A 13,489-nucleotide genomic window follows, 5' to 3' on the forward strand; every position below is an offset into this window, starting at 1 on the left:
TTATAAACAAAATAAAGGAAATAGTAAATGCGAACAATTACAATGCAAGAATTAATAGAAGTAATGAAGGACAAAGCTGATATTATTGATGTGCGAGAAGCTTATGAATATGAAGCTGGACATGTACCAACAGCACGTAATCTCCCCATGAGTGAAATCGAAAACCGTATTGCCGAAGTTAATGTTGGAAGCTATATTATCTGTCAATCGGGTGCTCGCTCAGCACAGGTGACACAATGGCTCGCTGCAAATAATATCGACGCTATTAATGTCTTGGGCGGTACAAATGCTTGGGACGGTTGTTTGGCCAGTAAGGAGAACTGATGTTTGGATTATTTACTAAAATTAAAAGTATAACAACAACAGAGCTTGCTACACATCTGAGAAATAGTCAGACAAAAGAAGAAGTTATTGATGTGCGAGAACCTTATGAATATAAAAAAGGGCATATTAGAGGAGCTATAAACATCCCTTTAGGGCAAGTTTCTGGTGCGTCACTAGTACCCGGTAAAAAGTATTTTGTGATTTGTCAATCAGGGATGAGATCGAAAAAAGCCTCTAAAATACTTTCAAAAATGAACTACAACGTAACAAACGTGACCGGGGGAATGCTGTCATGGCATGGTAACGTGACACGAAAAGATTAAAAAGCTAAAAGCAGAAAAATTCAGAGGGATTAACAAGTCTCTCTCTTTTTTTGATATAATACATTTATGACTTATCAAGTAAAAATAATATACCCTAAAGAAGAAGCCCTTGAGAGCAATAAATTAACAGAACGTACATTTAATGAATACATGGATGACTTGGAACCAGAAGAAGTCATTAAACAGTACGAGCAACTTCTAACTGAAGGTTATTCTATCTCAGTTAACTTTTTCCCGCCACAAGTAGACAAAGAAGGTAGTGAACAAGATCCATTTAAAATTGCGGAGAGTTTTGAACTTGCTGGTATAACTTACAAAGCAACGTTGAAACTCAAAGCTTCAGGGACTTATGAAGATATGGTAAAAATTGCTAAAATGATTGAGCAACAAGGCTATGATTACAGCATCACTGTCAAACTTCAGATTAATGAAAATTCGCCCGTCGATTTTGAGAAAGAAAGTTCATGGTTTGATTCTGAATATGCAAAATATACGGTATTGCCTAAGGCAAGTAGCCAAGACATTTCAGATCTCCGCTCACTTTATGATATCTTATCCGAAGAACACTATAAGGTAAGCATCAATCTTAAAGCTAAAGTCAAAAAAGATGATGACGATAGCTTCGCCAGTCAGTTGGCAGCCTATCCTGCAGAAACTTTAGTGACCTTTAAATTATCGGATGCTACAGTATAATAATTATTTTACATAAATAAAAATATGTAAAATAAAATTAAAAAGTGTCTGGGCTTAAGTTTTAATAATGAGTTAAATGGTCTTTAGATTGTTTTACATAAATAAAAAAAGAGCACAGGAATGCTCTTTTTTTATTTTTTCTTATTTTTCAATGCAGAATAACTTGCAAAGAGTCCCAGAATTACTAATACGAAGAACATGAGTAGAATGACTGATGTCCCAAATTGAGTGCCTTCTTTAAACCCTTGAGCGTGTTGAAAGACAGAGAGAATGTTGGCTACCAAAGCAGTTGCAATGGCTCCGATAAATTGCTGTGATGTATTAACCAATGCATTTCCGTCTGAGAGCTCTTCCGATGAAAGTGTGCTTAAACTGCTGGTCATTAAGTTGCTGTAGGAAACACCCAGCCCAAGCATCATAACGATATGCGCAATCAATAATAAAATAAGTGATTGCGTTGGTAGGAAAACAAAAAGTAAAATGATACCAAAGCTTGCAGTTAATAAACCAAAGGTGATTGGTTTATTCGCACCAACCTGATCCAAGATTTTCCCAGAAATCGGAGCGAGGATTGCTCCGACAAGAGCTCCTGGAAACATAAAGAGTCCAGCCACAGCAGAGCTATACCCAGCAGAAACTTGGATAAAGTTAGGTAAAATAAAGGATAGACCTAAAAGAAGACCTTGATAAACCAGAAGCGTAAAGAGAAGTGCAACAAATTTATGATGACGTAATATAGCTAATTCGATCAGTGTTTCTTTACGATTATAATAAACAAAGAGTAGGGCACTTAAAATACCAACAATAAAGAGAATTACAAAGGTCAGAATTTGCTCAGCGCTCAAGGCAGAAATGAAGACGAAAAACATGACAGAAAGTGCCAAAACTGGTCGAAGTGCCAGTTTTTTTGTCGTTTGTTTTTTCTCTTCTGGAAGTGAAGAAAGACCAATAATTAGGGATACAACGATTAATGGAAGTAAAAAGATGTAAATATAGCGCCAATCCAATGCGTTTGAGATGATACCACCATAAGTTGGCCCAATGGCCGGTGCAATTGATGTTGTCACTGTTCCTAATCCCATCATCATACCACGTTTTTCAAGCGGCGCCTTGGTTAAGATAAGGTGGAACATTAAAGGCAAAGCAATACCGGTTCCGACACCTTGTAAAAGGCGTCCGGCAAGCAAGAGGGTAAAGTTAGGTGAAAAGCAATTAATCAGGACACCAAGGAAGAAAAGAAGATTCCCAGATATAAAGAGCTTACGAGACGAGAAGCGGTGATTAAAGTACGAAGACAAAGGAATAATAATCGCAATTGCTAATAGGTAAATAGTAGTCACCCACTGTATCTTGGAAGTACTTAGCCCAAACTCAGTAATTAATTGAGGGAAGGTCACGTTCATCGCTGTTTCGATTAATACACCTGAAAAAGACAAGAGCCCGGTAGCAATGACAGCACCTAAGAGATGAAATTGTTTGTTTTTATTCATGCAGTTAAATGTCCTCCTAATTTAAACAAAAAGAGGCGAAATTATTATCCTAAAATAATAATTTCGCCTCTGTATAATATCAACATAAATCTATGTTATCTGTACGAAAGTTATAACTTTTCTATTATAACTTCTATGATAAAAAAATGCAACTGTAAATATGAAAGACAAGTCCAAGAAATTTAATTGAAATATTTTTATTATTTAACTATCAAAATTTTAACCTGTATTTATTACTTAATTATTGATATTTTGAGGAAAAGGAGTTATTATATAGTTGTGTTTACAAACGTAAACAATTTCGGGCAAGTGAGTTTCACTTCCTACAATAGAAATAAAATGGAGAAGACAAGATGATTAAATTTTACTACACTCCCTCATGTACCAGCTGTCGGAAAGCAAAAGTTTGGTTAGAAAACCACAATCTGGAATACACAGAGCATAACTTATTTGCTGATCCTTTGACAGAAGAGGAGATTGGTGAATTGTTAGCTAAAACAGAAAACGGCACTGAAGATCTCATTTCAACACGTTCACAAGCATTTAAAAATTTAAACGTCAATGTAGAAGATATGACTGTTAAAGAGTGGACAAAATTCATCTCACAACATCCGGAGCTTCTTCGCCGACCACTTTTAGTGAAAGGTCCACAGCTCCAAGCTGGATTTAATGAAGATCAATTGCGCAGTTTCTTTTCGAGAGAATATCGTCAAATTGAATTACAAGAAACAAAGAACGCAGTAGCTTAAAGTACAAACTTGAAAAAATAATAGAAAAGAAAGAGGAAATTACCATGGCATATGTTACTAGTAATGATGAACAAAAAGTAGAAATCGTAAATATTGCTTCGCTTGAGAGACGTGTAAAAGATCGTATGGAAGCTCAAGGGAATAAAGGTGCCTTTGGTTATATTCGTGGTGGCGCAGAGGATGAGTGGACAATGCGAGAAAACACGGCTTCCTTTAATACTAAAACAATCTCTCCTCGTGTGTTACGGGGAATTGATTCTGCAGACTTGAGAACCAGCATTTTTGGAATTGATCTTAAAACACCGATTATACAAGCTCCGGTTGCTGCACAAGGTTTAGCTCATATGGAAGGAGAGGTTGATACAGCTAAAGCCATGGAAGAAGTGGGATCACTTTTCTCTATTTCAACTTATGGTTCAACATCTGTGGAAGATGCAGCAGCAGCTGTTAATGGAGCACCGCAATTTTTTCAACTTTATATGAGTAAAGACGACCAATTTAATCAGTTCTTGCTTGAAAAAGCGGTGAAATCTGGAGTTAAAGCTATTATCTTAACTGCTGACTCTACACTAGGTGGGTATCGCGAAGAAGATGTGATTAATCATTTCCAATTTCCACTTCCGATGCCAAATTTGGCAGCATTTTCTGAGTCGGATGGTGTAGGAAAAGGTATTTTTGAAATTTATGCGGAAGCAAAACAAGGCCTCGTTCTCTCTGACATTCAAAAAATTAAAAACTGGACAAATCTTCCTGTTATCGTGAAAGGTATTCAAGATCCAGTTGATGCGATGGAGGCTATTGCAGCTGGTGCTGATGGTATTTGGGTATCTAATCACGGAGGTCGCCAACTTGATGGAGGACCAGCTTCCTTTACCGTCCTTCCAAGAATTGCACAAGTGGTCAATAAACGTGTCCCAATTATTTTTGATAGTGGTGTACGTCGTGGGGAGCATGTCTTCAAAGCTTTAGCTAGTGGTGCAGACCTTGTTGCTATTGGTCGTCCCGTACTTTACGGCTTAAACTTAGGCGGGAAAGAAGGTGTTAAATCAGTGTTTGAACATCTTAATAAAGAATTATCGATTACCATGCAGTTAGCTGGTGCTAAAGATATTGAAGCTATCAAAAACACTGACTTACTTTAAATTTGAGTAAGTTAAATCAAAAAGTGTATCGAAAATCCTCTCTTAAAAAGTTATTTTTCGGGTATCTTTACCTTTTCAGACTATTTCGTAGTATAATTAAGATATATTGAAATGAAAAGGCTTTCGCTAGAGAGCAGCAATTCGTCATCTAATTTTCGGTCACTCATATTTTAAGTTTTTAGAAATGAGAGGAAATAGTAATGGTAGAAACAATAAAAGCTGGTGTTGCAGCAGTTAAAGTTCTTGAAAATTGGGGAGTAAAAGATATTTATGGTCTGCCAGGTGGCTCCATTAATTCTTTGATGGATGCCCTCTTAGAAGAAAAAGAGCGTATTCATTTTGTTCAGGTCCGACATGAAGAAGTGGGTGCGATGGCTGCAAGTATGCACGCTAAATTTACAGGACATATCGGTGTAGCCTTCGGTTCTGCAGGACCTGGCGGAACGCACTTAATGAACGGTTTATATGATGCAAAAGAAGATCATGTTCCTCTGTTGGCAATTATTGGTCAATTTGGCACTACTGGAATGAATATGGATACTTTCCAAGAAATGAATGAAGATACTATTTATGCTGATGTTTCAGTCTACCATCGTGTGGTCATGACCGCACAATCGCTTCCTCATATTATTGACGAAGCGATTCGTCAAGCCTACAGCAAAAAAGGTGTGGCTGTCGTTCAACTTCCTGTTGATTTAGGTTGGCAAGAAATTGAAAAAGATTCATGGTTTGATGCAAGTCAAGCTTATATCCAACCGGAACTTGCTGAACCCAAGCAAGAGGCTATTGAGCAAGCGATGCAAATTTTACAAAATGCTGAACGTCCTGTCATTTTCTCTGGTATCGGGATGCGTGGCGCAGGGACTGAACTTATGGAGCTTTCAAGAAAAATTAAAGCCCCAGTAATGGTTTCCGCACTGGCTATTGATATTGTGGATGATGACTTTGATGCTTTTCTTGGATCGCCTACTCGAGTTTCAAGAAAGCCAGCTAATGATGCTATTGCAAACGCAGATACGGTTTTAATGCTGGGAACGAATCAACCTTTTATCGATGTTACGAATATGTTTGAACATGTGAAACACGTGATTCAAGTAGATATTGATCCTGCAAAACTAGGCAAACGACAACGGACAGAACTCAGCATTTTAGCAGATGCTAAAAAAGTTGTGAAAGCTCTCTCTCAGCAAATGAAGGAAAAAGAAGAGACACCTTGGTGGCGTGCTAATGTAAAAAATATCGCCAACTGGAAAAATTATACGCAGACCCTTGAAGAAGATAAAGAAAATCCGTTGAATCTTTATCAGGTCTATCATGCTATTAATAAAGTCGCGAAAAAGGATGCACTTTTTTCAACTGATGTTGGAGATGTTACGATGACATCTGTTCGTCATTTGCATATGGGTAAAGGTCAACTTTGGCGCACTTCTGGTTTGTTTGCGACAATGGGTGTTGGGATTCCAGGTGCGATTGCGGCCAAGTTAGATTTCCCTAATCGTCAAGTGTGGTCACTTTCAGGTGATGGTGCTTTTTCAATGGTTATGCAAGATTTAGCAACTCAAGCTCAAGAAAAGTTACCAATTATTAATGTCGTTTTCTCTAATCAACAGTTTGGTTTTATCAAAGATGAGCAAGAAACGACTAATAAAGGTTATCTTGGGGTGGAATTTACTGGGATTGATTTTGCAAAAGTTGCTGAGGCAATGGGCGTTCATGGCTTTACAGTTAACAAAGTCGAAGAGTTGGACAATGTTTTTGCCCAAGCAATGAAGTTGGTTGAATCAGGCTTACCTGTACTTATTGATGCTAAAATTACGGGTGAAAGTCCTATTCCAGTGGAACGTCTGCAGCTTGATCCTAAACAATATCCACAAGAAACTATTGATGCTTTCAAAGAACGTTTCCATGCTGAAAAATTACAACCTTTTGCTGTTTATATGGAGGAAGAAGGTTTAGTTGAGGCAGGAAAGGCGACAGACTTGGGAGGCTTCTAATCACATTAAGGGGGGGAAAATGGACAATTCAAAAATTAATAATCAAGCAACAACTGATGAAAACTTGGAGCAAGCAGGTTACCGACGTTATCGTGGTAAGGAAATGGATATCTATTATAATGCTCAAATTTGTGAGCATGCAGGAGAATGCGTACGTGGTAATGCAGCTGTCTGGGAAGTGGGGCGCAGACCATGGATTATCCCAGATAATGGAGAAAAATTTGATAATCAAGAGGTTATCAATCGTTGTCCATCTGGTGCACTAAAATTTATCAAGTAAAAAGAAAAGAGGAAGACTATGAAAACTGTTGAAGAAGACAACAACATTATCTTGTACAATGACAATAATGAACGCATCGGCGAGATGACATTTATGAGAATGGGCAATAATATTGTTATCACTCATACAGGTGTTGCTATTGAATATCGAGGCCAGGGTCTTGCTCAACTACTTTTAAAAGCAGGGATCGAGAAAGCACGTAAAGAAAATCTCAAACTTCAAGCGACTTGCCCGTATGCGGCAAAGTATTTTAGAACCCACAAAGAAGAATTACAAGACGTTTTAAAATAGGAAAAATAAGTCAAAACATTCGCGTTTTGGCTTTTTTACTATTATGATGGATTTAAGAGAAAGTTGGAGGAGCAGATATGGAAAAATATGACTATATTATTATCGGTGCAGGACCTGGAGGGAATGCACTAGCTTATGCACTCAAAGAGCAGGGAGCATCTGTCCTAATTGCGGAAAAGGATAAATGGGGCGGAACGTGCCCGAACTATGGTTGTGATCCCACAAAGATTATGATGGCACTTGTTGAAGCAAAGTACAGAGCAGAAAATCTCGTATCCGCTGGTTTACACAGTAACCTTAGAATTGATTGGCAAGAGATGCTAGCTCGAAAAAGAGCATACAGTGATGGCATTCCTTCAAGCACTGAACAAGGATTGAAAAGCGCAGGCATTAAGACTGTTTATGGCTCGGCAAGTTTTCAGACCGATGGACATCTAGATGTCGGGGATAAGGCATACTTTGCGGATAACTATATCCTAGCAACTGGTGCACGACCAAGGGTTTTGGATATTCCGGGTAATGAGTATTTACTGACTTCTAATGACTTCTTAGAGCTAGAGGAACTTCCCAAACGTCTTGTTTTCTTAGGTTCGGGTTATGTCTCACTTGAATTAGCGCAAATCGCTAATGCAGCGGGAGCTGAGGTTTCTGTTCTCACACACGGAGCACTAAAAATTCGAGGTTTCGCGGATGAATTTGCAGCCTCGTATATTAAGCAATTACAAAAGGAAGGCATTTCCTTTATTGATAATTTTTCGCCTGAAAGGCTTGAACAAACTGACTCAGGAATCAAAATCACTAGTGAAGACAATCGCAATGTCACTGCTGACGGTGTTATCTCAGCAGTCGGGCGTATTCCAAATATTGAAGACCTAAATCTGGACGCTGTCGGTGTAAAAACAACGGCTAAAGGTATCGAAGTCAATGAATTTTTACAAACTAATAACCCAAATATATATGCTATCGGAGATGTTTTAGATAAAAAGCAGCCCAAGCTAACCCCTGTTTCAGGTTTTGAAGCTAGATACCTTGCACGTTATTTTGCACAGGACGGTCAAAATGAAGGTATCAAATATCCGGCCATTCCTACTGTTATTTTTGGATCTAGCAAACTCGCCCAAATTGGTCAAACCCAAATTTTTGATAAAGAAAATGAGCGAAACATAGATATGACGGATTGGTATACCTATAAACGCATAGCTGATCCTCTTTCAAAAATTAATGTTATTGTAAATGATAAAAATGAAATTCTTGGAGCGACACTTCTCTCGACAGTGGCAGAAGAACTTGTAAATATCTTGAATTTCTGCATTAATCAAGCTATTAATTTGGACAAATTTCAAAATATGATCATGGCCTATCCCACAATTGCTAGTGATTTATTCTATCTTTATGACTAAAAAGCAGAAAGAGCCAAGGTTGAGGCTCTTTTTTTGCGTTTTTTTAATTAATCTAATAATTTTTAGTTTATGCTTGACATATTTACAGCAAGCGATTACAATAGTTAAGTAATATGTGAGAACGTTTCCACATTATGTCACAAGGAGGTCTATTGGCTACAATCAAACAGGTTGCCTCGAAAGCTGGCGTTTCCGTGTCTACAGTTTCAAGATATATCACACATAACGGATATGTTAGCGCAGAAGCAGAGGTAAAGATTAAAAATGCGATTCAGGACTTGAATTACTCACCAAATATCTCGGCTCAGTCTCTAAAAAGTAAAAAAAGTAACTTGGTCGGTCTTTTATTGCCTGATATCTCTAATCCCTTCTTTCCAATGTTGGCGAAAGGAGTGGAAGAATTTCTTAGAGAAAAAGGCTACCAATTAATTTTAGGGAATGTTAGTGAAGATCGTGAAATCATCAAGTCCTATCTTCAGTTTTTAGTTCAAAGCAATGCTGCTGGTGTCATCACAACGGTTGACTTTAAGGAAGAATTTCCTGAGTTTGATTTACCTGCAGTTACTGTGGATCGTGTAGGTAAGAAAAGTGAATTTGGTGTCTTCTCTGACAACAGCCACGGCGGATTTCTGGCTGCCAAGGCTGTAGTAGAAGCAGGAGCACAGCAGATTGCAGTTGTCCGAGGGCCATTGACAACCGATAATACGAATGAACGCTTTAGTTCTAGTATTACCTACTTAAATCAAGCAGTGGTAGACTATCAAGTTTTTCAAAGTATGAGCTATGATTTCTCGGAAATCCAAGCGGAAGCAGAAAAACTTCTCAAAGAACAAAACACTCTTGATACGATTATTCTGCCTTCTGATGTTCATGCGGTTGCATATATGCAGGAGATTCATCGCATAAATAAACGTATTCCTGAAGATATCCAACTGATTGGTTATGATGATATTTTGATGAGCAAATATGTTTATCCTGCGCTTTCAACGATTCATCAACCCGCTTATGAAATGGGGCATGAAGCGGCCCAATTAATTTATAAACTGGCAAATCATCAGCCAATTGACCAAAAACAGATTAAACTTAAAGTTTCTTATGTTGAACGTGACAGTACTAGAAAAATAAAGGAGAACGAAAATGAATAAGATCACAATTATTGGCAGTATCAACCTAGATACAACTTTGAGAGTAAGCAATATGCCGAAACCAGGTGAGACTTTACATGCAAAAGAACATTTTACTGCCGGTGGCGGTAAAGGTGCCAACCAAGCGGTAGCAGCAAAGCGTTCTGGCGCTGATACTTTCTTTATCGGTGCCATTGGTAAAGACGGTGCTGGACAAATGATGCGTGAGCTTTTAGAGTATGAAGATATAGATACTTCAGCTGTCCAACTCTTAGAAAGCCAATCTACAGGTCAAGCCTTTATTACCGTGGATGATTCTGGTGAAAACAGCATTATGATTTTCTCAGGGGCGAATAATGCATTTACATCGGATCACGTTGAAAACTCAAAGCATATTATTGCCAACAGCGATTTTTTGATTGCCCAATTTGAAAGTGCCCTTGACAGTACAGTTACTGCCTTTAAGCTTGCTAAAGAAAATGATGTTAGAACTATTCTTAATCCAGCACCTGCGAGAACGGATATTCCACAAGAGCTCTTAGCTACAACCGATATCATTATTCCCAATGAAACTGAAGCTGAACTCATAACTGGAATAAAAGTAGAAGATGAGCATAGTCTAAAAGCTGCTGCTGATTACTTCCACAATCTTGGTATTGAAGCAGTGATTATCACCTTAGGAAGTAAGGGAGCTTATTATGATATCAAAGATGGCAAGTCTGGTATTATTCCTGCTTTCAAGGTAGCGGCTGTCGATACAACAGCTGCTGGTGATACTTTCATCGGTGCTTTAAGCACTGTTTTAAAAGCTGATTTCAGTAATATTGAGGATGCTATTCTTTATGGCAGTAAAGCTTCATCACTGACTGTACAAAGATACGGCGCACAACCCTCTATCCCTTACAAAAATGAACTGGATTAGGAGTATTTCAAATGAAAAAAACAAAAGTTATAAATTCTGATATTTCACGTGTCATTGCTCAAATGGGTCACTTTGACAAGCTTAGCATTGGTGATGCTGGGATGCCAGTCCCAAGAGGAACAGAAAAAATTGACTTGGCTGTAGATAATGGTATTCCAAGCTTCATGGATGTCTTAAATAACGTGTTAGAAGAACTTGAAGTTCAAAAAATCTATCTTGCTGAAGAAATTAAAGAAAATAATCCAAAAATTTTAACTCAAATTACTGATCGCTTACCTAATACACCTGTCGAATTTATTCCACATAGCGATATGAAGGCAGAGTTAAATAACTGTCATGCCTTTATCCGTACAGGAGAAATGACACCTTACGCAAACATCTTACTAGAAAGCAATGTCGTATTTTAAAGACAAATAGGAGAAAAACAAAAACATGAATACAACAGCACTATTAATTGGCCTTGGCCCGCTTCTTGGTTGGGGGCTTTACCCAACAATCGTTTCAAAAATTGGTGGGAAACCCGTCAACCAAATCCTTGGTTCAACTTTAGGTACTCTAATTTTTGCCCTAGTTTTTTCTATGTCACAAGGCATTCATTTAGCTTCAGGGATGGATTTATTTCTCGGTATTTTATCTGGAATCGGTTGGGCTGCAGGGCAAATCGTAACTTTTTACTGTTTTAGTTTGATTGGTTCTTCTAAAGTAATGCCAATTACGACAGCTTTCCAACTCTTGGCTGCATCACTTTGGGGTGTTGTTGCTTTGGGAAACTGGCCTGGTGTTAGTGCTAAAATTTTGGGAGCTTTCTCTCTTATACTTATTATTTTTGGCGCGAGCTTGACTGTTTGGTCTGAAGAAAAAACGCCTGCAAGTACGGGTCTTTTGAGAAAAGTAGTTATTTTCTTAGCGCTTGGTGCGATTGGGTATTGGGCCTACTCTGCTGCTCCTCAAGCTAGTAACTTGTCAGGTCAAGAAGCCTTTCTCCCACAAGCCATTGGTATGCTCTTGACTGCCCTTATTTACAGTATTGTTATCTCTTTCAAAGAAAAGTCTAAAATGGCAATCTTTGAAAGTGTATCATACAAACATATCATCTCCGGTTTCTTCTTTGCATTTGCGGCCTTAACTTACCTCATCTCTGCTCAACCTGATATGAATGGTTTGGCGACTGGATTTATTCTTTCTCAAACATCTGTTGTTTTAGCAACATTGACAGGTATCTGGTTCTTAAATCAAAGAAAAACAAAAAAAGAAATGCTCCTAACAATTATTGGTCTGGTCTTAATCATTATTGCAGCCTCAATAACTGTTACTATCTAAAGAGAAATACAGCTTTAGGCTGTATTTTTTTATATTAAGATATGCTATACTTGAAGTAAAAGAAAGGAGCAATTATGCACGTAAATAAGGAAATTGTAAGACATGGGGAGGCACTTGCTCACGTCTGAACCATGTTGTCTCCCAATAAGTCACTAAAACTTTTTGGAGGAACAAAACATGAACACAAACTATAGATTAAATACATTAGGCTTCACAGAAAAATTTAAAAAAGAAGCTATGAATTATCCAGATTTTTATCCCGGACGAGTGATTGAACAGAATCGCAATCAATACATCGTCGCAACTCAATCAGGTGAAGTCAAAGCAGAAGTATCGGGGAAATATCGTTTTGAAGCATTAGAATCACTTGACTTTCCAGTAGTCGGCGATTTCGTTCTCTTAGATCGAGAAACAGATTCTACTGGACGAGCACAAATTCAGCGCTGTTTGCCACGCCACTCAGCTCTTATTCGTAAAGCAGCTGGAGAGACGCATGAACGCCAACTTATGGCGGCTAATATAGATAAAGTCTTGATTTGTATGTCGCTTAATGAAGACTTTAATCTACGACGAGCAGAGCGTTATCTTACCCTAGTATGGGAATCAGGTGCTCTTCCTGTATTTGTATTAACTAAAACAGATGTAGCACAGAATATGGAACAAAAACAAGCAGCTCTCCAAGTGATTAGTTTAGGTGTTGATATTATTCTGACATCCTCACAAACTGAAAATGGATATTTTCCTTTACAATCCTACATCACGGCCGGAGAAACCTATGTTTTGATTGGTTCATCTGGTGTGGGTAAATCAACATTGGTTAACGCATTATTGGGACAAAAAGCGTTAAAAACAAATAATCTACGCAGTGATGGCAAAGGAAAGCACACCACAACACAACGTAAGCTATTTAAATTACCTTCAGGAGCTATGATTATTGATACGCCGGGGATACGTGAAGTTGGCTTAGATCGGGCAAATTTTAGTGAAAGCTTCTCAGATATTGAAGCTTTAGAATCGCAATGCAAATTTTCTGATTGTACACACGGCAATGAGCCGTCTTGTGCTGTACAAGCTGCTCTTGTACAAGGAGAGCTTTCCTACGAACGTTTGGCAAACTATCAAAAACTACAAAAAGAAATGACTTACTTAGGTTTACATGCCAGAGAAGTGGAAAGAAAAAAACTCGACACAATGTTTAAAGAAGTTGGTGGGATGAAAAAAGCTCGTAAAACTCTAAAACAAAAAAATAAACGTTACTACTAGAAGGAAAAGCACTGATCTTTATTGTCAGTGCTTTGTCTTTCAGGAGTACTTTCCTATCCATTGTGGAATAAAGGGATAAAAATATAGTAATCAAAATCAAAGAACGGTTACTGTTTTGAATTGCAAGAAGAAGTGGCAGTTATTTTACTTTTAAGAAGAACAACAAAACCATAA

The 13,489-nt window shown here is 37.9% G+C and carries 15 protein-coding genes; 14 read left to right on the forward strand and 1 reads right to left on the reverse strand.

The features are described from left to right. Positions 1-27: 27 nt before the first annotated feature. The 3 genes from BZZ03_RS03895 (at position 28) to BZZ03_RS03905 (ending at position 1,340) form a co-directional block, all read left to right on the forward strand. Positions 28-324, forward strand: a complete 297-nt coding sequence (locus BZZ03_RS03895; protein ID WP_019292302.1) for a rhodanese-like domain-containing protein — start codon at positions 28-30, stop codon at positions 322-324. Continuing rightward, positions 324-647: a rhodanese-like domain-containing protein gene (locus BZZ03_RS03900; RefSeq protein ID WP_086582566.1), complete on the forward strand. Its 324-nt coding sequence runs from the start codon at positions 324-326 to the stop codon at positions 645-647. Before BZZ03_RS03895 ends, BZZ03_RS03900 begins: the two co-directional genes overlap by 1 nt. Positions 648-713: 66 nt before the next feature. Continuing rightward, complete coding sequence (locus BZZ03_RS03905) at positions 714-1,340, forward strand: hypothetical protein (RefSeq protein ID WP_086582567.1); 627 nt, start codon at positions 714-716, stop codon at positions 1,338-1,340. Positions 1,341-1,471: 131 nt separating this feature from the next. On the opposite strand, the gene BZZ03_RS03910 is transcribed toward BZZ03_RS03905, so the two are convergent. Beyond that, positions 1,472-2,830: an MFS transporter gene (locus tag BZZ03_RS03910; protein ID WP_086582568.1), complete on the reverse strand. Its 1,359-nt coding sequence runs from the start codon at positions 2,828-2,830 to the stop codon at positions 1,472-1,474. 353 nt (positions 2,831-3,183) lie between these two features. Here BZZ03_RS03910 and spx point away from each other — a divergent pair, with 353 nt between their 5' ends. From spx to rsgA, 11 genes are all read left to right on the forward strand, one after another. Beyond that, the gene (gene spx / locus BZZ03_RS03915; protein WP_086582569.1) at positions 3,184-3,579 is read left to right on the forward strand and encodes a transcriptional regulator Spx; all 396 of its coding nucleotides are present in this window, start codon (positions 3,184-3,186) and stop codon (positions 3,577-3,579) included. Positions 3,580-3,623: 44 nt separating this feature from the next. Then, entirely contained in the window at positions 3,624-4,721 is a 1,098-nt protein-coding gene (locus BZZ03_RS03920) for a lactate oxidase (protein ID WP_086582570.1), read from the forward strand. 200 nt (positions 4,722-4,921) lie between these two features. Next, positions 4,922-6,715 (forward strand): pyruvate oxidase, encoded by a 1,794-nt coding sequence (gene spxB, locus BZZ03_RS03925; protein ID WP_086582571.1) that lies wholly within the window; start codon positions 4,922-4,924, stop codon positions 6,713-6,715. A 19-nt stretch (positions 6,716-6,734) separates the two neighbouring features. Next, on the forward strand, positions 6,735-6,995 hold the full coding sequence (locus BZZ03_RS03930) for a (4Fe-4S)-binding protein (protein ID WP_086582572.1): 261 nt from the start codon (positions 6,735-6,737) through the stop codon (positions 6,993-6,995). 18 nt (positions 6,996-7,013) lie between these two features. Next, the gene (locus tag BZZ03_RS03935) at positions 7,014-7,286 is read left to right on the forward strand and encodes a GNAT family N-acetyltransferase (protein ID WP_019292295.1); all 273 of its coding nucleotides are present in this window, start codon (positions 7,014-7,016) and stop codon (positions 7,284-7,286) included. 77 nt (positions 7,287-7,363) lie between these two features. After that, positions 7,364-8,686, forward strand: a complete 1,323-nt coding sequence (locus tag BZZ03_RS03940; RefSeq protein WP_086582573.1) for a dihydrolipoyl dehydrogenase family protein — start codon at positions 7,364-7,366, stop codon at positions 8,684-8,686. A gap of 152 nt (positions 8,687-8,838) precedes the next feature. Then, on the forward strand, positions 8,839-9,831 hold the full coding sequence (locus tag BZZ03_RS03945) for a LacI family DNA-binding transcriptional regulator (protein WP_086582574.1): 993 nt from the start codon (positions 8,839-8,841) through the stop codon (positions 9,829-9,831). Further along, positions 9,824-10,732, forward strand: coding sequence for a ribokinase (gene rbsK, locus BZZ03_RS03950; protein ID WP_019293914.1), 909 nt, complete (start codon positions 9,824-9,826; stop codon positions 10,730-10,732). The genes BZZ03_RS03945 and rbsK overlap by 8 nt, the downstream gene beginning before the upstream one ends. A gap of 11 nt (positions 10,733-10,743) precedes the next feature. Then, a complete protein-coding gene (gene rbsD, locus BZZ03_RS03955; protein WP_019292291.1) occupies positions 10,744-11,139 on the forward strand; it encodes a D-ribose pyranase in 396 nt (131 codons plus the stop codon). Positions 11,140-11,164: 25 nt separating this feature from the next. Continuing rightward, entirely contained in the window at positions 11,165-12,052 is an 888-nt protein-coding gene (gene rbsU / locus BZZ03_RS03960) for a ribose/proton symporter RbsU (protein ID WP_019292290.1), read from the forward strand. Positions 12,053-12,229: 177 nt separating this feature from the next. Continuing rightward, the gene (gene rsgA, locus BZZ03_RS03965; protein ID WP_086582575.1) at positions 12,230-13,315 is read left to right on the forward strand and encodes a ribosome small subunit-dependent GTPase A; all 1,086 of its coding nucleotides are present in this window, start codon (positions 12,230-12,232) and stop codon (positions 13,313-13,315) included. Positions 13,316-13,489 lie beyond the last annotated feature (174 nt).

It is taken from the genome of Lactococcus petauri, from assembly GCF_002154895.1.
GTDB lineage: Bacteria > Bacillota > Bacilli > Lactobacillales > Streptococcaceae > Lactococcus > Lactococcus petauri.